This is a genomic window from Pseudomonas alkylphenolica, from assembly GCF_000746525.1.
Lineage (GTDB): Bacteria > Pseudomonadota > Gammaproteobacteria > Pseudomonadales > Pseudomonadaceae > Aquipseudomonas > Aquipseudomonas alkylphenolica.
On record NZ_CP009048.1, the window covers coordinates 3,228,704 to 3,246,299 of the forward strand.

21 protein-coding genes and 2 pseudogenes are annotated in these 17,596 nt (G+C 61.3%); 11 read left to right on the forward strand and 12 right to left on the reverse strand.

From position 1 onward, the window contains the following. Window positions 1–2 precede the first annotated feature (2 nt). Entirely contained in the window at window positions 3–641 is a 639-nt protein-coding gene (locus tag PSAKL28_RS14690) for a hypothetical protein (protein ID WP_038611735.1), read from the forward strand. On the opposite strand, the gene PSAKL28_RS26990 is transcribed toward PSAKL28_RS14690, so the two are convergent. Further along, window positions 602–793 carry a diguanylate cyclase gene (locus PSAKL28_RS26990; protein WP_257011800.1) on the reverse strand — a complete coding sequence of 64 codons (192 nt, stop codon included), beginning with the start codon at window positions 791–793 and terminating at the stop codon, window positions 602–604. The genes PSAKL28_RS14690 and PSAKL28_RS26990 overlap by 40 nt on opposite strands. A gap of 442 nt (window positions 794–1,235) precedes the next feature. Between PSAKL28_RS26990 and pmrG the strand changes: the two genes are divergently transcribed. Continuing rightward, entirely contained in the window at window positions 1,236–1,895 is a 660-nt protein-coding gene (gene pmrG, locus PSAKL28_RS28410; protein WP_306452868.1) for a lipopolysaccharide core heptose(II)-phosphate phosphatase PmrG, read from the forward strand. 2 nt (window positions 1,896–1,897) lie between these two features. Then, complete coding sequence (locus PSAKL28_RS14700; RefSeq protein WP_038611737.1) at window positions 1,898–2,749, forward strand: phosphatase PAP2 family protein; 852 nt, start codon at window positions 1,898–1,900, stop codon at window positions 2,747–2,749. A 227-nt stretch (window positions 2,750–2,976) separates the two neighbouring features. Here PSAKL28_RS14700 and PSAKL28_RS14705 read toward each other — a convergent pair. The 4 genes and pseudogenes from PSAKL28_RS14705 to PSAKL28_RS14720 all read right to left on the reverse strand — a co-directional run. Beyond that, window positions 2,977–3,165: pseudogene (locus tag PSAKL28_RS14705) on the reverse strand (hypothetical protein); the annotation flags it as partial. A 109-nt stretch (window positions 3,166–3,274) separates the two neighbouring features. Continuing rightward, a complete protein-coding gene (locus PSAKL28_RS14710) occupies window positions 3,275–3,736 on the reverse strand; it encodes a MarR family winged helix-turn-helix transcriptional regulator (protein ID WP_038611743.1) in 462 nt (153 codons plus the stop codon). 172 nt (window positions 3,737–3,908) lie between these two features. Beyond that, window positions 3,909–4,349 carry an Ohr family peroxiredoxin gene (locus PSAKL28_RS14715; RefSeq protein ID WP_038611746.1) on the reverse strand — a complete coding sequence of 147 codons (441 nt, stop codon included), beginning with the start codon at window positions 4,347–4,349 and terminating at the stop codon, window positions 3,909–3,911. Between the two features lie 202 nt (window positions 4,350–4,551). Further along, complete coding sequence (locus tag PSAKL28_RS14720; protein WP_051939387.1) at window positions 4,552–5,172, reverse strand: GNAT family N-acetyltransferase; 621 nt, start codon at window positions 5,170–5,172, stop codon at window positions 4,552–4,554. On the opposite strand from PSAKL28_RS14720, the pseudogene PSAKL28_RS28200 reads away from it, so the two are divergent. Next, window positions 5,154–5,354: pseudogene (locus PSAKL28_RS28200) on the forward strand (DUF1801 domain-containing protein); the annotation flags it as partial. The gene PSAKL28_RS14720 and the pseudogene PSAKL28_RS28200 sit on opposite strands and share 19 nt — an antisense overlap. Before the next feature lie 112 nt (window positions 5,355–5,466). Here PSAKL28_RS28200 and PSAKL28_RS14725 read toward each other — a convergent pair. Beyond that, window positions 5,467–6,642, reverse strand: a complete 1,176-nt coding sequence (locus tag PSAKL28_RS14725) for a cystathionine gamma-synthase (protein ID WP_038611749.1) — start codon at window positions 6,640–6,642, stop codon at window positions 5,467–5,469. Beyond that, window positions 6,639–8,015: a pyridoxal-phosphate dependent enzyme gene (locus tag PSAKL28_RS14730; RefSeq protein WP_038611752.1), complete on the reverse strand. Its 1,377-nt coding sequence runs from the start codon at window positions 8,013–8,015 to the stop codon at window positions 6,639–6,641. Before PSAKL28_RS14730 ends, PSAKL28_RS14725 begins: the two co-directional genes overlap by 4 nt. A gap of 213 nt (window positions 8,016–8,228) precedes the next feature. Between PSAKL28_RS14730 and PSAKL28_RS14735 the strand changes: the two genes are divergently transcribed. From PSAKL28_RS14735 to PSAKL28_RS14740, 3 genes are all read left to right on the forward strand, one after another. After that, window positions 8,229–8,558 (forward strand): hypothetical protein, encoded by a 330-nt coding sequence (locus PSAKL28_RS14735; RefSeq protein ID WP_038611755.1) that lies wholly within the window; start codon window positions 8,229–8,231, stop codon window positions 8,556–8,558. 52 nt (window positions 8,559–8,610) lie between these two features. Next, on the forward strand, window positions 8,611–9,015 hold the full coding sequence (locus PSAKL28_RS27000) for a GFA family protein (RefSeq protein WP_075226535.1): 405 nt from the start codon (window positions 8,611–8,613) through the stop codon (window positions 9,013–9,015). Window positions 9,016–9,094: 79 nt separating this feature from the next. Next, window positions 9,095–9,427: a YegP family protein gene (locus PSAKL28_RS14740; RefSeq protein ID WP_038611758.1), complete on the forward strand. Its 333-nt coding sequence runs from the start codon at window positions 9,095–9,097 to the stop codon at window positions 9,425–9,427. 65 nt (window positions 9,428–9,492) lie between these two features. On the opposite strand, the gene PSAKL28_RS14745 is transcribed toward PSAKL28_RS14740, so the two are convergent. Beyond that, on the reverse strand, window positions 9,493–10,221 hold the full coding sequence (locus PSAKL28_RS14745) for a substrate-binding periplasmic protein (protein ID WP_038611761.1): 729 nt from the start codon (window positions 10,219–10,221) through the stop codon (window positions 9,493–9,495). A gap of 130 nt (window positions 10,222–10,351) precedes the next feature. Between PSAKL28_RS14745 and PSAKL28_RS14750 the strand changes: the two genes are divergently transcribed. Next, entirely contained in the window at window positions 10,352–11,716 is a 1,365-nt protein-coding gene (locus PSAKL28_RS14750) for a hypothetical protein (protein WP_038611764.1), read from the forward strand. Between the two features lie 175 nt (window positions 11,717–11,891). Further along, window positions 11,892–13,157, forward strand: coding sequence for a DUF1835 domain-containing protein (locus PSAKL28_RS14755; RefSeq protein ID WP_038611766.1), 1,266 nt, complete (start codon window positions 11,892–11,894; stop codon window positions 13,155–13,157). A gap of 52 nt (window positions 13,158–13,209) precedes the next feature. Here the strand turns inward: PSAKL28_RS14755 and PSAKL28_RS14760 are convergent, their stop codons facing one another. From PSAKL28_RS14760 to PSAKL28_RS14775, 4 genes are all read right to left on the reverse strand, one after another. Further along, window positions 13,210–13,977 carry a FecR family protein gene (locus PSAKL28_RS14760; RefSeq protein ID WP_075226537.1) on the reverse strand — a complete coding sequence of 256 codons (768 nt, stop codon included), beginning with the start codon at window positions 13,975–13,977 and terminating at the stop codon, window positions 13,210–13,212. 167 nt (window positions 13,978–14,144) lie between these two features. Beyond that, complete coding sequence (locus tag PSAKL28_RS14765) at window positions 14,145–14,480, reverse strand: DUF2790 domain-containing protein (RefSeq protein ID WP_038611769.1); 336 nt, start codon at window positions 14,478–14,480, stop codon at window positions 14,145–14,147. A 76-nt stretch (window positions 14,481–14,556) separates the two neighbouring features. Further along, window positions 14,557–15,309 carry an anti-sigma factor family protein gene (locus PSAKL28_RS14770; protein ID WP_038611772.1) on the reverse strand — a complete coding sequence of 251 codons (753 nt, stop codon included), beginning with the start codon at window positions 15,307–15,309 and terminating at the stop codon, window positions 14,557–14,559. Next, a complete protein-coding gene (locus PSAKL28_RS14775; protein WP_038611775.1) occupies window positions 15,306–15,815 on the reverse strand; it encodes a sigma-70 family RNA polymerase sigma factor in 510 nt (169 codons plus the stop codon). Before PSAKL28_RS14775 ends, PSAKL28_RS14770 begins: the two co-directional genes overlap by 4 nt. 132 nt (window positions 15,816–15,947) lie before the next feature. On the opposite strand from PSAKL28_RS14775, the gene PSAKL28_RS14780 reads away from it, so the two are divergent. Both PSAKL28_RS14780 and PSAKL28_RS14785 read left to right on the forward strand, forming a co-directional pair. Then, window positions 15,948–16,994: a catalase family peroxidase gene (locus PSAKL28_RS14780; protein WP_038611778.1), complete on the forward strand. Its 1,047-nt coding sequence runs from the start codon at window positions 15,948–15,950 to the stop codon at window positions 16,992–16,994. Beyond that, window positions 16,991–17,545 carry a cytochrome b gene (locus PSAKL28_RS14785; RefSeq protein ID WP_038611781.1) on the forward strand — a complete coding sequence of 185 codons (555 nt, stop codon included), beginning with the start codon at window positions 16,991–16,993 and terminating at the stop codon, window positions 17,543–17,545. Before PSAKL28_RS14780 ends, PSAKL28_RS14785 begins: the two co-directional genes overlap by 4 nt. Window positions 17,546–17,596 lie beyond the last annotated feature (51 nt).

Genomic DNA, 17,596 nt, shown 5'->3' on the forward strand with positions numbered 1-17,596 from the left:
TCATGAACACTCGCCCGCGCTGCACTGCCTTCCATGAAGCAGGCCACGTCCTGGCCTTCTGGTGGAATGGCCAGCGCATCAAGCGAGTGACCGTACGCACCCGCGCCGAAGCACTGATCGGCCCGATGGTGGATCTGCGTGGCAACCTGCAGGCGGTCAAGGGCCTGGTCGAAGCCGACTACCTGGTGCCGCTCCCCGCCTTCGAGCCGCCTGGCATCGCCGAACACCTGCCTTCGATGATCAGCGCCATTGAGCGCGACCTGGTGGATTGCTTCGCAGGCCCTATGGCCGAAGCGATTTACAGACACTGCCCGGTCGACAGGTGCCTGCAGCGTAGCGGTGCCGGCGACCACCAGCGCAGTATGGAATTGATCCGCCTGCTTCCGGCACGCATGGTGCCCGACGCTGAGCCTCAGGCCATTGCCCGTGCCAGCTGCCTGGTACATCGATACTGGGCGATGGTCAGCGCTGTCGCACAGTTTCTGCATGCCCAGGGCACGGTCAATGGCGAGGAGATCAGCGCGCGGTTGTGCCAGCTCAGCGGCGAGACACCGACACTTCTAGGCAACCTTCTGAGCGACCTCAACAGCCGGCACAATCGTCATGCCACCACCCGGTTACGGCCTGTCTGCTTGGCGTGATAAAGGTGCTCGTCGGCGCGCTTGAGGATTGACTCAGGGCTCGGTGTTTCAGCGCTTCGGCAGGCGACCCCGATGGAAATGGTCAGTGCCCCGGACGGGGTTATCTGGGTCGTGGCAATGGTCTGGCGGATACGCGAGTCAGAAAAGCTCATCTGGCTCATGGCATGGGCTTACTGCAGGTGTCTGAACACAGAGTTTTTTCAGCACAGGTCAAGCAACCCGTGCTGACGTGTTCGGCGTTTCCCTAAAGCCCTAAAGCGCGAAACGAGCGCACAGTTGCGCAGCTCTCCTGACCGACACACAGCCGAAAAAAGAGCAGGCCATTGCTGCGTCTGCTCTTTTTTCATGGTTTGGCCTGGAAGACCAGGGCTTGGCGGGTTGCGCTGGCAGGCAACGTGCCAACCTGGCCAATCAGGTTCATGGGTTTGAGTGTTGAGTTCCAATGAACCTTTAAGCGGTTACTAAGGCTTTTTTTACATTTATTTCACCCCTCCCCGACACACCGCTCCCTACAGTGCCGTCACTCTGTGCCGCGAGCACTCATCCTGTGTTCGGAGTGAACATATGCTGCAGGAGCTCATCAGGCACCCCATGGTGTCGAAACACTTAAAGTTGCATGTAGGGTTGCCAGCCAAGGTTCTGGTCATCGCAATCTGTACCGTGACTGTGTTTGTACTCTTCTGCACATGGAACTCCACGCGGGCAGGTGCCCTGCAACTGGTCAGTGAACAGCAGATTGTCAGCAGCGGGATCTACGCGGAATGGGCCAAAGGTAATGTCATGATCCTGATTCGCCACGCAGAGCGCTGCGACCACTCACACAACACCTGCCTGAACGACCCCGCTGGCATTACCGTTGTCGGTAGCCAGGTAGCGACAGAGGCGGGCAAAGGCTTTCAGTCGTTGGGTTTGAACAAAGCCCACCTGCTAAGCAGCCCAGAGGTGCGTGCACAGCAAACAGCACGGTTCATGTTCGGCATGGCCATTCCCGTACAAGACTGGCTCAACCAATGTGATGGCAGCTTCGCCAGCAATGCCTTCAGCCACAAACAGCCTGGGCACAACTTGGTACTGATCACCCACAGCAGCTGTATCGAACAACTTGAACAAACGTTACAGGTTCGCGACAGCGAACGCTCAAGCGCCTACGCCAGTGCTCTGTTTCTCGCCATGGATAACAGCGGCAAGGCTCGGGTTCTCGGGCAAATAAATGCCGACAATTTGCGCAACCTTGTCACTCACTCAGGGAACTGAACATGCCCCCCGCTTCTCGCGCCCGCTTTTATTTGGCCAATCTGGGCTTGCCGCTGCTGTTGGCTCTGGCGGCCTTTGTGCTCTTTGACCTCACAGAAGCGGACCTTTTGATCAGCAATATGCTGCTTGACCCGGCGACGGGACAATTCCCGTTATTGCATGATCAATGGTTTGAAAAGGTCACGCACAAGTGGCCCAGGATATTGCCTGACTGGACAGGCGAGTTGTCGATCATCGGTGCGCTGTTATCGTTCGTATGGCCCCGTGTTGCCGGCACCCCCCAAGCGCCTCTGACCCGTCTGCTGGTCGCGACCCGGATCGCACCGGTCTTGCGTTTTACCACACGCTATCGCCGTGACTTCCTGTTCATCATCGTTGCCTTCGCCTTGTCCACCGGGGTGATCCACTACCTGAAGAGCCACACCGGTGTGTATTGTCCCGTAGAGACCACGTTGTATGGTGGGCCGCATCCGCATCTGGAGTGGTTTAGCAACTTCAACCTGCTGGAAAAGGCCGAGGACGGCCGTTGCTGGCCAGGAGGCCACGCCTCCAGTGGCTTCACACTATTGGCCCTGTATTTTGTAGCCCTGCGCCACCGCTGGCTACATGCGCGCAAACTTCTGGCGGCTATCCTGCTGATCGGTTTCGTCTACGGAACAACCCGGGTGCTGCAGGGCTGGCACTACATGTCGCATACATTCTGGGCCGGTATTTTTGTCTGGCTGACCACCTGGGTAACTGCCCTGGCCTTTTATGGTCGACTGGCGTTACAAGCGACACCGGGACATCTAGACAGTAAGTCGTCGGCGCAGGTTTTCAACACAGTTGAAACTGTACCGGACACCGATAGTTGAGACTTAGCAGTACCGTTTCAGCGTGCGTCAGCGATAAGAAACAGCCCTGTTTGTGCGTAATAAACTCATATAAAACTAGCCTCATCGGCAATTGAGGCTGCCAGGTTACAAACGAAATAAACAGTTTGCAGATCAGAAAAAACGTTTAGCCTGACGCCGACCTACCTCTGGCCGTACTGTTTGCCGCGTCGTTGTGGGCCAGGCCGTTGTTGCCTGTCGACGAGACCCAGTTGTATGAACAACGCGCCAGCCAGCAACACGGCCATCACCACACTGGTGATACCAAGCCCCCAGCCGACATCTACGGCGAGAAAATCGGCGAAGGTTTCGCCCACTGTCGTGGACATTATCTTGATGATCCAGAAGGACAGCGTCACTTCCGGGACCTTATTCAGCCAGACGGTGGATGATTTCATTGCGTGCCTCTCCTCGGCCACGGCGGATGCCCGCCGAGCTGCGGCTTTGGGTGAACCGTTCGTTCACTCGGCTGCGCAAAATCAGTTGCTCAACTGCCTGGACTGCTCGTCACTCCCTGTCTTTGAACGAGCGGATCAGGTTGTCGCGCAGCTTGACCACCGCCCGCTGAACCTGGGTGAACTCTTCTGCGGTCAGGCCGGTGGCCTCGAAGAGGTCCACGTCCGAGCCCTCGTCGCGCAACTGCCTGCCCTCGTCAGTCAGCCGGATACGTACCTGACGCTCATCCTCCGGGTCGCGCTGGCGTTGCACGTAGCCCATGGCTTCGAGTTTTTTCAGGATCGGCGTCAGGGTGTTGGATTCGAGAAACAGCTTTTCACCGAGGCTGCCGACGGTCTGGTCGTCCTGCTCCCAGAGCGCAACCAGGGTGATGTATTGGGTGTAGGTAAGACCCAATCGCTCAAGTTTCGGCTTGTAGGCTTTGCCAAAGGCAAGGTTGCTCGAATAGACGGCAAAACACAGAAACTCCGAGAGTTTCAGGCCGGCAGGCATCGCGGTGTCGGTGGGTTTCATGGCTATTCCTTGTTGACCAGAGCAGGACGAGGGACGGCCAGGTGATCGTATAAAACGTTCACCTGGCCTCTCCCGCTTGATATCCCATGCGATTTAATCGTATGCGACCTAGATGATGGTCCTTTCCCGGCGTCTCGATGTCAAGACAGCAGGTGCCTGGCCACCTGTCGCGTTACTCGGTGATCGCCTTCAAGGTTACCTCGATGTTGCCGCGGGTGGCCTTGGAGTATGGGCAAACCTGGTCGGCGGCATGCACCAGGGCGTTGGCAACTTCAGGGTCCAGGCCGGGCAAGCGCGCAGTCAGTCGAGCCTGGAGGAAGTAGTCCTTGCCGGTCTGGCCAAGGTCGACTTCGATCTCGACCGCCAGACCTTCTGGCAATGCCACCTTCATTTCCTTGGCGACCAGTTCCACCGCCGCGATGTAGCAGGCCGACCATGCCCCGGAGAACAGTTGCTCGGCGGTCGGGTGCGGCTGGATGGCGTTGAATTCGTGGGCAGGCTTGCTGGCACCCGACGACGACAGCTGGATATTCAGGCCACGCGCGGTGGTACCGGCGACACTGAGGGTGGTTTGAGTTTTGCCGGTCAACAGGACTTTTTCGATCTTGCTCATGGGGGAGTTCCTCTGGATTTGCTTGAGTTGTCTCGCTAGCGATTAAATCGCATGCGATTGATAAATAATCAGGCAGGCACGTCTCGACGTCAACAGGGTTGGTAGGGTGCTGCGACGGACGGTCTGATCGCGGGGCAAGCCCGCTCCCACCGGCTCAGGGAGAACCCAGTGGGAGCGGGCTTGCCCCGCGATAAGTCCCTGCTTAGTGAACCGCACGCGTAACCAGGTAACTCAGCAGCTCAGGCTCATCATCCAGTTCAATGGTCCGCACCGGCCGCGGCAGGTTGTCCAGCACCGCGCGCCAGAACGCCTGGGCGGTTTCGTCCTGGTCATAGAAACGCACCAGCCAGTCACTCTCCCCGCTCATCAGCACCTGGCTGGCGATTGCGCGGCCGATGCCTTTGCGCCGGTAACGCTTGAGGATGAACAGGTCGGCCAGCTCCAGGGCATTGAGTGCCGCGAACTCGCTCCGCTCGATCAACAGGAAACCGGCGATGAAGCCATCGACCAGGATCAGGTTGGCGCTCCACTGCGGCTCCTGCCAGTAGCGGATCAGGTGCTCTTCGTGAATGTAGAAGCGGCCGTCCACTTCGACATCCTCTTGCTCCCAGTCCGAAGACTCATAGGCATAGAACTGATACAGGTTGCGGATCAGTTCAGCCTGGTCGGGGCCGGTTTGCAGCAGTTCGACAGTGAAAGGGATCGAAGGCATGGGGATCTCGGTCAATAAACGGGTAGCGCGTTTTTCGCGGGCGCTATTGTTTACAAAAGCGCTGACCAATACCAGCAGCAGGAGACCCAACCATGACAACGTCCGAGTCATCCGCCGGCGCATTGATCGAGGCCAGAAGCAACGCGCTCAACGACTGGCGCGGGGCAACCCTTGCCCAGGTACGCAGACTCATCCACCAGGCCGACCCCGAGGTACTTGAGGAGTGGAAATGGCGCGGTGTTCCGGTGTGGTCCCACGCGGGCATTCTGTGCACCGGCGAAACCTGTAGGAGCGGATTCATCCGCGATGGGGCGCAGAAGTCCCATCTTTTGGGACCGCGTTGCGACCCATCGCGGATAAATCCGCTCCTACAAGACAGTTGCTCCTACAAGCGTCATGAACCTGTCAGATGCGCGCTAGCGCCTGGGCCAGGTCCGCGCGCAAATCTTCGACGTCTTCCACCCCTACCGACAGGCGCACCAGTCCATCGCCGATCCCCAGCTGCGCGCGGGTTTCGGCGGGGATGCTGGCATGGGTCATGATCGCCGGATGCTCGATCAGGCTCTCCACCCCGCCCAGGCTTTCGGCCAGGGCAAAGATGCGCACGCTTTCGAGAAAGCGCCGGGCGCCGGCCAGGTCGCTGTTGAGGTCCAGGGAAATCATCCCGCCGAAACCATGCATCTGCCGCCGTGCCAGACCATGCTGAGGGTGCGAGACCAGCCCTGGATAATAGACCCGCGCCACCTGCGGCTGGCGTTCCAGCCAGTGTGCCAGCTCCAGGGCATTGCTACAGTGGCGCTCCATGCGCAAGGCCAGGGTCTTCACCCCGCGCAAGGTGAGAAAGGCGTCGAACGGCCCGGCAATCGCGCCCACCGCATTCTGCAAAAAGCCCAGGCGTTCGGCCAGTTCGGGATTGCCGACTACGGCGATCCCGCCAATCACGTCGGAGTGGCCGTTGAGGTACTTGGTGGTCGAGTGCAGGACGATATCGAAACCCAGCTCCAGTGGCCGCTGCACCCAGGGGCTGGCGAAGGTGTTGTCGGCGACACAGAGAATGCCGCGCTGACGACAGATGTCGGCAACGGCGACCAGATCAGTCAATCTGAGCAAGGGGTTGCTGGGGGTCTCGACCCAGACCATGCTCGTGTCGTCTTCCAATGCCGCCTCGAAAGCCTCCAGGTCGGTCAGGTCGACAAAGCTGAAACGATGCCCGGCACTCTGCCGCCGGACCTTGTCGAACAGACGGAACGTCCCCCCGTAGAGATCATTGCCAGAAACGATGTGCGAGCCAGCGTCGAGCAACTCGAGGACATTGGCAATGGTCGCCAGCCCCGAGGCGAACGCGAAGGCCTGGGTGCCGCCCTCAAGATCCGCCACGCAACGCTCCAAGGCCCAGCGCGTGGGATTGTGCGAGCGCCCGTAATCCAGGCCTTTGTGCACGCCGGGGCTCTGCTGGGCGTAAGTGGAGTTGGCATAGATCGGCGGCATCAAGGCCCCGGTGGACGGGTCCGGGGTTTGCCCGGCGTGGATCACGCGGGTGGCGAAGGCGCGTGGCGCGGTGGTTTCGTCGTGCTGGCTCATGGCAAGGACCTGCGCAGGTGGTTGAGCATGTCGACACGGGTAATCAGGCCATAGAAGCCCGAGGCGTCGGCGATGATCGCCACCAACCCACGGTCGAGTTCCGCTTGCAGTGTAGTCAGGCTGGCACTCGGCGGCAGGGTTTGCAGCTTGTCGGTCATGGCGCTGGCAACCGGCAGGCGAAAGTGTGTGGGGTCGGCGTGCATGCCGACGAGGATATCCGACTCGTCGATCACCCCGACCAACCGCTGGCCGTCTTCAAGCACCGGTAATTGCGAGACATCGGCCAGGCGCATGCGCTGGAACGCGGTGAGCAAGGTGTCGCCGGGGCCGACGCTGATCACCCGGCCATCCTCGAAGCGCCGGGCAATGAGGTCGCGTAAATCACCATAGTGCTTGAACTGCAGCAGGCCCTGGTCAGTCATCCACTGGTCGTTGTAAACCTTCGACAGATAACGGGTGCCGGTGTCGCAGACAAAGCTGACCACCCGTTTCGGTTCGGTCTGTTCGCGGCAATAGCGCAGTGCCGCCGCCAGCAAGGTCCCGGTCGAGGAGCCGCCGAGAATGCCTTCGGCACGCAGCAACTGGCGGGCATGATCGAAGCTGTCTTCATCGCTGATCGAGTAGGCCTGGCGCACGCTGGACAGATCGGCAATCGAGGGAATGAAATCCTCACCGATGCCCTCCACCGCCCAGGAACCGGGGGTGCCCAGGGCGCCGCTGCGGCTGTACTCGGCCACTACCGAGCCGACCGGGTCGGCCAGCACCATGGCCAGGTCCGGCTGCACCCGGCGAAAGAAGCGGGTCAAGCCGGTCAAGGTGCCCGCCGAGCCGACACCGACGACGATGGCATCCACGTCATGGTGCATCTGCGCCCAGATTTCCGGCGCCGTGCTGCACTCGTGGGCCAGCGGGTTGGCCGGGTTGTTGAACTGATCGGCGAAGAACGCCTCGGGGATCTGCGTGGTCAGCCGCGCCGCCACGTCCTGGTAATACTCCGGATGCCCCTTGCCGACATCGGAGCGGGTGATATGCACTTCGGCGCCCATCGCCTTGAGGTGCAAGACCTTCTCGGTAGACATCTTGTCCGGCACCACCAGCACTACCCGGTAGCCTTTGGCCCGGCCGACCAGCGCCAAACCCAGACCGGTGTTGCCCGCGGTGGCTTCGACGATGGTGCCACCGGGCCGCAGCCGGCCATCGCGCTCGGCCGCATCGATCATGGCCAGGCCGATGCGGTCCTTGATCGAACCGCCGGGGTTCTGCGACTCGAGCTTGAGAAACAGGGTACAGGGGCCGGTATCGAAGCGGCTGACGCGGACCAGGGGCGTGTTGCCGATCAGTTCGAGTACGGCTGGGCGGGAATCGTTGGACATGGTGGCACCTCGCAACGGGAAGCGACCTGCGCCAGGTCAGCGCATCCGTCCCGGACAATGCTTCGTTTCGACCATAGGCCCGCTTGACGCCCACCGCAACCTCACCTGCCAAGGCACACCGAAAGCCAGGTGATAAATAAGGCAAACTGCTGGCCCCCCGCCACAACCTTCGTTGGCAAACTTGCTTTCCTTTCAACAGCTTAGGTTGACACTATGCGGGCTTATGGATTGACCCTTGCAACGTTTTTTCTCGCCACTTTTGCCCTTGGTGCACAGGCCAAAGCACTCGGCAAGAATGATCGCTATGTGTGCAGTTGGGGATCGGATATCGCCGCTGGCGCACAACAGTCCAAGCTGTCTGGCGTGACCTTGTACTCGGCACGCAAAAAGCTGCAGGTGCGCAAGTTCCCCAAACCGTGGATGCGCATGACCGCCATGGGCATCACCGAGCAAACCTACAACAGCCAGTCGCGGCTCAAGCCGGCAGCGATCAAACAGACCTACTACGAGCAGTGTGTCCAGCATGCGGTCGCGCAACGCTAGCGAATTGCCGCGTGTATGATCTTCAGCCTTTCTGTTTTGGGCGCATCAACGGATGGATAGCACATCGACGTACCACGGCAGTTGCCTGTGTAGCGCCGTCACCTTTCGCATTGACGGGCCGATCAAGGCCGTTAGCCATTGCCATTGCAGCCAATGCCGCAAGGCGCATGGTGCGGCCTTTGCCAGTTATGGCAGCGTGCCGGCTACAAGCCTGACGGTCTGCGACCCTGACCAGGCGATACGCGTCTTCAAATCGTCGCCCAGTGTCAGTCGCAGCTTCTGTTCAACCTGTGGCACGAATCTGTTCTGGAGCGACGCGGCGGGCAAATTTGCCGATTGGGTCAGTGTCGCGCTGGGGACACTGGACACACCGTTCGAGCCTGTGCGGCACAAGCATGTGCATGTGCAGTCAGGATTGCGCTGGGTGGACGGCCCCCGCGATTGGACAAGCGCATAAAGCCCACCATACTGACTTGTCACTGCAAGCGAGCACGCTAGCAGCGCACCCAGGCTTATCTGCGTAATCAGGAGTTCCTATGGCAGGATGGTTTGAGTTGAGTAACAGCAGTGACGGCCAGTTCCGCTTCGTTCTCAAGGCGGGCAATGGCGAGGTCATTCTTACCAGTGAGTTGTACAAGGCCAAGGCCTCTGCCGAAAGTGGCATTGCCTCGGTCCAGGCCAACAGCGGCACGGATGAGCGCTACGAAAAGAAAGAGGCCAGCAATGGCAAATTTCACTTCAACCTCAAAGCCGCCAACCACCAGATCATCGGCAGCAGCCAGATGTATGCCACCGCACAATCGCGTGATGCAGGCATTGCTTCAGTGAAAACCAACGGCAGCAGCAAGACGATCAAGGACAACACCTGAACGCAAGGCTACCCTGTAAACGCCAACGGCGTGCAGTGACAGGGGAGCCTACTGCTCTCAGCGCTTCACGGCTTTTGCTCATCCCCCAACCAGTGCTGTTCCAGTTGTTTCAGACGACCATCCTGACGCATTTTCTCCAGCGCGCGTTGCCAACGCTGTACCCGTTGGCTGTCGGTTTGCGGCGAGAAGGCAATGTAGGCCCCCTGACGGGTCAACGGCATCTGATAACGTAACGGGCCAAGTCCGGCCTCACGGGCCTGGGCAGCCACACTGAGATTATCGACGGCGACCAGATCAGCACGCCCCAGACGCAGCAGGCGCATCATCTGCTCGGGCGTTTCCACGCCATAAAGATTGTTCATCCCGTGCTCCTGCAAGTAACGATAGGCCTGCCATTTGCGCGGCACGACAATCTGTTTAAGGGCTGCGGCCTGCTGCAGGTCGCGCACTTCGAGCTGGCTATCTGGCGCCGCGTAAAGCGCGGTTTGCACCTCCATCAAGGGGCCTACCCACTGATAGCTGGCTTCGCGTTCGGGGCTGCGCAAGATGGTGAACACCGCGGTATCCGGGGCGCTGCTCGCTACGCGTAGCCCACGGCGCAAGGGCATCTGCTGGAGTACGATGACATCGCCACTCTGTTGACTGAGGCTGCGTACGACATCCACGGCAAACCCGACCAACTCGTTACCCTGCTGGAAGTGCAAGGGCCGATGATTATCGGTGAGCAAGCGCAGCTCTCCAGCAAGCGCACTAACGGGCAAACAGGCCAGCAAACAGGCAGCAATCAGTTTCATCAATCTGGCTCGAGAATCAGGTCATAAAGCTTAGTATGCAGGCCTGATGTTCGTCTCAAAAATTTGATGGCACCTGGCCACTAACCGCTACACTGAACACTGCTATCCGGCTACCTTGGCAACCTCGATCATGGCACTTGTGCGTTTGGCATCCTTGCCGTTCCTGTTGCTGGCACCCAGCCTGCCCGCCCTCGCCTACGAATCCGACTTTCATTTCGGTCTGACCTACTGGCTGGCGATCCAGGCCGGCTTCGATCATCAACAGAGCCACGACATCGCCCGCGGTGACGAACTCACCGACACAGGCCTGCTCGACGCCAAGCACGCGATCATCTGGCAGCTGTGCATCAAGCGCCAGGAAGACGCCAGCAAGCTCACCCGCTACCTGCACTTTCGCGCCCAGAACCCGCCGCCGGCATTACCGCCCGCTCGGCCGGTGGACAACGCCGAGGTCTTTGCCCAGGGTCAGATCAACAGCGTGCTCGCCGAGCCGGATCACAGCCCGCAAGCGCATCTGCTCAAGCTCGGCCAGGCCCTGCATGGCTGGCAGGATTCGTTTTCTCACCATGGCGTGTCGGACCACCGCGCGCCCTGCCCTGAACAATGGGTCTGGACTCACGCGATCGATCGCGGTGGTGCGTTGAAGCATCAGGCCGACCGCACCTATGTCTATCCCTTTGACTGCCGTGAGGCGGCAAAATCGAGCTACGGCTTTCTGCGCCGCTATCGGCAAGCGATGAACCTGACAGCAACGGCCAAAGACTGGTCGGTATTGGAACCACAGGTGTTCGCCTTCTGCCAGTTGAAGACCAGAACCGCCAAGTCTCAATGGCTGCAAACCCACAGCGTGCCGCAGGCCCGAGCGATTGCCGGCAACACCAGCCTGTCCGATGGTGAACAACGCTTTGGGGGGAGTCCCGCCATCGACTTGCGCCCGGCGCCCGCTCAGCAGCCGGTGACGCCAACCACTGTGCCTGACTACGAACGACAAACCACCGGCTGGCAGCTGGATGCCGAGGCCGATGCGCTGTTGCAATCGACACTGGGCAGCCTTGCGGTCAAGTCGTCACCGCAGGCCAGACAATGGGCCATGGCGTTTCTCCAGGCCTGGCTGACCAGCCCGCCAGAACAACTGCCACAGACTTTGGCGCCATTTTTTGGCGGCCGCCCGATGACGCTCGCAGATCAATCCATCGACAGGTTGCTGCGCTTGCGCATGAGCGATCGCGGCCTGGCCGACGACGCTGAGTTTGCTCCGGAAAAATTCCTTGGCGATGCGCAGGGCTTTATCACCGCCGACGATCAAACCTGGCGCTCATTGCTGGTACCGCCGCGGGCACAGGAATTACCGACGCTGGTGGGCAACGACAAGGACGATGAGCTGTTCCTGATCGCCGTGCTCAGAAGCGCACCGAATGCCGTGTTGATCCTCAAGGCCAGGTCCGTGGAACAGGGCTATGCCGTCGAAGGCCTGGTGGTTCAGGTATTTCATTGAGTTGTGCGCTCAGCCATGCCGACGATTGCCTTTTGTCCAAGGCCGGGCCTATAGTCGCAGCCGGCGTCATCCACGCCACCCGTCCGCGGAAAGGGCTGCGCCCAGGACAGCACTCCAGGAATTCTCACTACGACTCCCGGCCTGACAGCGGACAAGGCTCGCACAAGGAGTTCGTATGTCTGCTCGACTGTCGTCGCCGTCCTATGATGGCCGCATCAACCTTGAACAACAGCGCAAGCGCGCCAAGGAACTGCTCCAGCGCCTGAGCTCGGGCACAGCGCCTGAACAACTGGCGCAACTGCAATCCTCGCCCCTCACACCACGTCTGGCTGATGCCCAATGGCTGATTGCCCGCGATCTGGGGTTTGCCAGCTGGCCCAAACTCAAGGCGCATATCGACGCCATCGACTTTGCCGCACGCCACCCTCAGTTCGTCGCCGACGATGAAGCCCGCACCCAGCATTGGCGCTGTGGCAATGACATCGAGCACAGCTTGCACCTGGCCGGTTTTACCGGCGCGTTTCACATGTTCACCGATCCACTGTGCATGGGCCCGGTACGCGACCTGCCGAGCGAGCAATATCAGGCGATGCGCATCGACTACATCAGCCAGGCCTACGCTCTTGACCGCGAGCAAGTGCAGCGCAAGATGTTCGATGAATACAGTCACCTGCCGTTAATGGGCGATTGTCCGCGGGCCGTACTCTGGTGCGAAGCGGACGCCTACGATCAACTGTTTCTGATTCGCCTGCTTTCGAGCCTGGAGCAGTTGCCACAACGCCTGGAAGTGATCCAGATCGGCGACATGCCCGGTGTCCAGCGTTTTATCGGCATCGGCCAGCTGGCGCCGGATGTACTGGCCTGGCTATGGCCGCAACGCCAGGCGGTCAGCGAACCGATGTTGCAACTGGCGCGACAGGCCTGGACGGCGTACTGCGCACCGTCCCCCGAAACCTGGGCGCAACTGGCACACCGCCAGGACCTTGCCCTGCCCTTCCTGGCGCGTGCCCTGTTACGACAGTTGCAGGAATTACCCGGACTGGGTGATGGGCTGTCGCTGAGCGAGCGCCTGTCATTGCAGATAATTGGCGAGTTTGGCGAAGTCCCCTTCGGACGGGTATTTGCCGAACTGATGGCCAAGCGTGAGCCGCTGCCGTATCTGGGCGACATGATGTTTCATGCGTTGTTGCGACCGTTGATTGATTCGCCGACTCCGTTGATCGCCGAAGCCCGGGCAGACCTGGAATGGATTAAACGGCCACTGACGTTGACGGCCTTGGGCGAGCAGGTATTGGCAGGGCTGGCTTACTGGCTGGATCAGCACGCGCCCGAGCGCTGGGTCGGCGGTGTGCGCCTGCTGGCCGGGCAAGGACATTGGGCACTGGACAAGAACCTCTGGCCGGTGTGGCGAGCTTGTGGGAGCGGGCTTGCCCCGCGATAGCGGCTTGTCAGTCACATAGCATCGCGGGGCAAGCCCGCTCCCACCGAAGGATTCAAACTGGCGCTTGCCGTGGAACCAACGTGACCCAGTAACGGCTACGCGATTGCACGGTCAGCGGCAAACTGGCAGCCAGCAAGGCAAGGATCCGGTCGGTGTCGTTCAACTGGAAAGTGCCGGTGACCTTCAGCGACTCCAGCCCCGGCTCCCAGTGCAGGATGCCCGGACGATAGCGGGCGACTTCACGCAGGAACAGACCCAAGGACTGCTTGTTGACACTCAGCACACCGTCACGCCAGTCAGGCATATGCGGATCGAAGCGCCCCATGGCGCCGCTGCCATCGGCATACAGGGTCAGTTGATCGCCGTAATCCAGCGCCAGTTCCACGCCCTGCACCGGCTGCACCCTCACCGTGCCAGAGAGCACCGAAATCCGGCAGCTGTCGGCGTCGCGGCGCAGACTGATCTGCGCTTGCCCCGTACTCACCCGGCCCAGGTCGAAGTCGACGTCAATCGGCTGTGCGCGATTGACGCTGAGGGCAATCTCGCCTTCGACCAGGGTCAATCGATGCTCAGCCATCTCCAGATCCACCGCAGTAGCGGTGTTCAGCTGCAGCAGGCTGCCATCGACCAGACGCACACCGCGCCGCTCGCCGACAGCAGTGCGCAAGTCTGCATACCACACCGCCAGCGGCGACTGCTGGCTGAGTAACCAGCCACCAGGCACCAGCATGGTCAAGGCCAGGCCACGCTTGAGCAAGGTGCGGCGATTGGCCCGCGCACAGGCCAGTGGCGGCAACTCGGGGCTACTCGTACGCTTCATCGTTCGCAACGGACCACTGCTTCACTCATCAACGCGCCTGCACGGGAAAAGTACCAAATGAGATTGATACTATTTAATACCCTTGAGCAAGCCAAGTGCTATCAGCGGACCTGCACGCTTTATTTGATACCAGGCAGCGACGCCCCCACGCCGCTGCCGGCGGTGTATCAACGCGTGGCCTGAAACCGCGGGCACTGTCCTTCGAGCCGATAACGCAGGGTTACCAGCTGCCCGGACGTATCTTCGTAGGTCATCAACATCGGCGCCGCTTCGCAGCCGCGGGCCATGGGGGTCTGTTCGATCAGCCGGGCGACATCGATCGATGTGCCGTAGCGGTAGTCCTGAACAGCCGGGACGGTTTTGCCGGTTCTTGCCGCATAGGCCTGCACTGCCTGCTCATGGGCAACCAGACGCGCATCCTTCACTTCTGGTGCCGAGGCCAGCGCGCTCTGGCCGGTCAGCAGCACCAGGGCTGCCAGTACCAAACCTTGCTTGCGCTTCATTTCGCCTTACCTCACAGGTGATGGAACGAACTACCGGGTCAAACAGTTCGAGCTTACGCCTGCTGGTGGCGACCGGCTACAAAGCGATATCCAGCGCCTTGCGCAGTTGGGTGCCACGGTTGTCGGCGGCGGCACTGATCAACGCATAGTTGTAGTCGCCACGCGACCAGTAACGGGCCTGCAACTGGCCATCGGTGCGCTCGCCACTGGGCATGCGGGTGAACTGTTCGCTCGGCGAACGCAGGAACAGGCTGATCCGCTGACCCTGGGCATCTTCGAATACCAGCAAGGCGGCAGGCCCCTGCTCGTTGCTCAGCAAGCGTGCGCCCAGCGGGGTGAAACCATAGGCCGACAAGTCCGGCAGATTGCCGACATGGCGGAAATGCTGGCCAAGCCAGGCCTGCAGACGCGCCGGATCACGCGCGCTAAGGTCCAGAGCGCTGGCATCGGCGAACAGCCGATGGGCCTGCAGCGCATCGGCCATAGGCAGGTTGCTGGCCACCAGGCTGCTCTCGCGCACCTGCCAGCCACCCAGACCACCGATACCCAGCGTCAGCAACAGCACCGCGGCGTTGGCCCAGTGCCGCTGCCGACGCCGACGCAGTTCACGACGTACATGGGCCGGATCGAGCCGTGGGTTGGCGGCCTGCCCGGCAAAGCCCGACAAAGCCGCGCGCAGTTGCCGGGCGTCCCGGCGCCAGCCTTCGACCTGCCAGGCCTGCTCGGGATTGGCGGCCAGGTACAGCTCCACCGCCCGCCGCCGTTCCGGGTCCAGGCACTCGTCGACATAGGCGTGCAGCTCGTCTTCGGACGGGATCAACTGACTCATTTCAACCTCCGCAACACCGGGGACGCGGTAGTGCCCTCGGCCAGTTCGCGCAGCGCCACGCGCGCCCGCGACAAACGCGACATCACCGTGCCAATCGGCACCCCTAGGGCCTGGGCGGCCTCCTTGTAACTCAGGCCCTCGACACTGACCAGCAGCAACAAGGCACGTTGCTCGGTGGGCAAGCGGGCAAAGGCATCCAGGCCAGACTGGGCCAGAACAATGTCCTCGGTAGCGTTGCCGGCCTCTTCGCCGCGTCCGAACCAGGCCAGCCAGCGGGCATGGCGACGCTCACGGCGTTTGCCGTCGATAAATTGCCGGTAGAGGATCGAGAACAGCCAGGCCCGCAAGCTGTCGTGCTCGCGCTGCTGGCCGCGGCGGCTCAGGGCACGCTCGACCGTGGCCTGAACCAGGTCGTCAGCGCTGCTCGCCTCACGGGTCAGCCACAGGGCGAAGCGGCGCAGGCGCTCGAGCATCTCGCGTAATTGGTCGTCATCGAGTTCGTTCATTGCCAGGGTCTTGGCCTGTAGGCGATCAGTGTACGAGGCAGACGCTGCTGAGAAAAAATTATTCCACGAGGTCAGGAATAAATTTTCGCCCCGAACGTCGTACCGGCTCATTCACTGACCCGGATCGCCGCCATGAGCACTCCGTTACACGGTCGTCCCCGCGCCTTGCGCCTGGCTGCAATCGGTTTCGGCCTGAGCGCCCTGGCCGCAGGTTTTGCCTATGCCGCCGGCTGGATCGGCAGCGAACGCCTGACCCCGAAACGCATCATCGACACCTTCGAAGCCCAGGCCGGGCACTACCCCGGCTACCGTAAAAATCACGCCAAGGGACTATGCGTCACTGGCTACTTCCTCAGCAGTAACCAGGCCGCATCGTTGTCCCGGGCGCGGGTGTTCAGCCAGCAACGGGTGCCGGTGATCGGACGCTTCGCGATTGGTGGCAGCAACCCTTACAGCGCCGATACCAGCGTGCCGACCCGCAGCCTGGCGCTGCAGTTGAGCAGCGACGACGGCCAGGTCTGGCGCACCGGCATGAACACCCCACCGGTATTGGCGGTGAGCACCCCTGAAGCCTTCTATCAGCAGGTGCTGGCGATGACCCCGGACCCGGCGACCGGCAAACCGGACCCGGCGCGGGTCCAGGCGTTTTTCGCCGCCCACCCGGAAAGTGCAGCATTTCGCCAATGGGCCAAGGACTACAAAGCCCCGGACAGTTTTGCCAATTCCAGCTTCAACAGCATCAATGCCTTTGCCCTGATCGATGGCGCCGGCAATCGCCAATATGTGCGCTGGAGCCTGTTACCACAGACGCCGTTCGCCGCTTTGCAGGGCCAGGTCGACGACCGTGACTACCTGCAACACGACCTGCAACAGCGCCTGCGCCAAGGCCCCCTGCGCTGGACCCTGCGCCTGACCCTGGCACAAGCTGCTGATGCGGTCGACGACCCGAGCCAGCCCTGGCCCGCAGAGCGCCGCAGCGTCGATGCCGGCACCCTGGTGATCGAGCAGGTCGACGGCCCTGAACAAGGCGCCTGCCGCGACCTCAACTTCGACCCGCTGATTCTGCCCAGCGGCATCGAACCCTCCGCCGACCCGATCCTCGCCGCCCGTTCGGCCGCGTACGCCGAGTCCTTCAACCGCCGCAGCCGCGAAGCGGCGCAGTTGGGAGCACGACCATGAGCACTGTCCCTGTTGCCTTCCATCCCCTGGCGCGCCTGCTGCACTGGCTGATGGCGGTGCTGATCCTGGCCATGCTGTTCGTCGGCGTGAGCATGATCAGCGACCTGTCGCCGCGCCACACCTGGCTGCTCAGCCTGCACAAGGCTATCGGCCTGGCCTTGCTGTTGTTGGTGCTGGTGCGCATTGTTTTGCGCCTGACCGTGCCCCACCCGCCGCTGCCTGCTGATCTGCCGACGGTGCAGCGCCTGGCTGCCGGGGCTTCACACCTGCTGTTGTATGGACTGATGCTGGCCATGCCCTTGATCGGCTGGGGCATGCTGTCGGCCGGTGGCTACCCGTTGCCCTTGCACCTGCCGGCCCTGCTGCCTCATGACCTGCAGTTGTACGCAGCGCTACGCCAGGCCCATGGCTGGCTGGCCTACGTGCTGTTCGCGACCGTGCTGGTGCACCTGGGCGCGGCGCTGGTACATGGCCTGGTACGGCGCGACGGGGTATTGCGCAGTATGTGGCCGGTCCCCTTGCGCAACCGCCAGGCCAACGACCAGGACTAACGATTCTTATTATCAAAGGATGCTGTCAGCGAGCCATTTGCGGCACAATGC

What these genes read in the sequence shown, in the direction of transcription:
- PSAKL28_RS27000 (WP_075226535.1), top strand. Translation starts at nt 8,611, where the DNA reads ATGGATAGCACATCGACGTACCACGGCAGTTGCCTGTGTAGCGCCGTC.
- PSAKL28_RS14735 (WP_038611755.1), top strand. Translation starts at nt 8,229, where the DNA reads ATGCGGGCTTATGGATTGACCCTTGCAACGTTTTTTCTCGCCACTTTT.
- PSAKL28_RS14690 (WP_038611735.1), top strand. Translation starts at nt 3, where the DNA reads ATGAACACTCGCCCGCGCTGCACTGCCTTCCATGAAGCAGGCCACGTC.
- PSAKL28_RS14720 (WP_051939387.1), bottom strand. Translation starts at nt 5,172, where the DNA reads ATGACTCGGACGTTGTCATGGTTGGGTCTCCTGCTGCTGGTATTGGTC.
- PSAKL28_RS26990 (WP_257011800.1), bottom strand. Translation starts at nt 793, where the DNA reads ATGAGCTTTTCTGACTCGCGTATCCGCCAGACCATTGCCACGACCCAG.
- PSAKL28_RS14780 (WP_038611778.1), top strand. Translation starts at nt 15,948, where the DNA reads ATGAGCACTCCGTTACACGGTCGTCCCCGCGCCTTGCGCCTGGCTGCA.
- PSAKL28_RS14710 (WP_038611743.1), bottom strand. Translation starts at nt 3,736, where the DNA reads ATGAAACCCACCGACACCGCGATGCCTGCCGGCCTGAAACTCTCGGAG.
- PSAKL28_RS14760 (WP_075226537.1), bottom strand. Translation starts at nt 13,977, where the DNA reads ATGAAGCGTACGAGTAGCCCCGAGTTGCCGCCACTGGCCTGTGCGCGG.
- PSAKL28_RS14730 (WP_038611752.1), bottom strand. Translation starts at nt 8,015, where the DNA reads ATGTCCAACGATTCCCGCCCAGCCGTACTCGAACTGATCGGCAACACG.
- PSAKL28_RS14715 (WP_038611746.1), bottom strand. Translation starts at nt 4,349, where the DNA reads ATGAGCAAGATCGAAAAAGTCCTGTTGACCGGCAAAACTCAAACCACC.
- PSAKL28_RS14775 (WP_038611775.1), bottom strand. Translation starts at nt 15,815, where the DNA reads ATGAACGAACTCGATGACGACCAATTACGCGAGATGCTCGAGCGCCTG.
- PSAKL28_RS14700 (WP_038611737.1), top strand. Translation starts at nt 1,898, where the DNA reads ATGCCCCCCGCTTCTCGCGCCCGCTTTTATTTGGCCAATCTGGGCTTG.
- PSAKL28_RS14725 (WP_038611749.1), bottom strand. Translation starts at nt 6,642, where the DNA reads ATGAGCCAGCACGACGAAACCACCGCGCCACGCGCCTTCGCCACCCGC.
- PSAKL28_RS14745 (WP_038611761.1), bottom strand. Translation starts at nt 10,221, where the DNA reads ATGAAACTGATTGCTGCCTGTTTGCTGGCCTGTTTGCCCGTTAGTGCG.
- PSAKL28_RS14740 (WP_038611758.1), top strand. Translation starts at nt 9,095, where the DNA reads ATGGCAGGATGGTTTGAGTTGAGTAACAGCAGTGACGGCCAGTTCCGC.
- PSAKL28_RS14755 (WP_038611766.1), top strand. Translation starts at nt 11,892, where the DNA reads ATGTCTGCTCGACTGTCGTCGCCGTCCTATGATGGCCGCATCAACCTT.
- PSAKL28_RS14785 (WP_038611781.1), top strand. Translation starts at nt 16,991, where the DNA reads ATGAGCACTGTCCCTGTTGCCTTCCATCCCCTGGCGCGCCTGCTGCAC.
- PSAKL28_RS14750 (WP_038611764.1), top strand. Translation starts at nt 10,352, where the DNA reads ATGGCACTTGTGCGTTTGGCATCCTTGCCGTTCCTGTTGCTGGCACCC.
- PSAKL28_RS14765 (WP_038611769.1), bottom strand. Translation starts at nt 14,480, where the DNA reads ATGAAGCGCAAGCAAGGTTTGGTACTGGCAGCCCTGGTGCTGCTGACC.
- PSAKL28_RS14770 (WP_038611772.1), bottom strand. Translation starts at nt 15,309, where the DNA reads ATGAGTCAGTTGATCCCGTCCGAAGACGAGCTGCACGCCTATGTCGAC.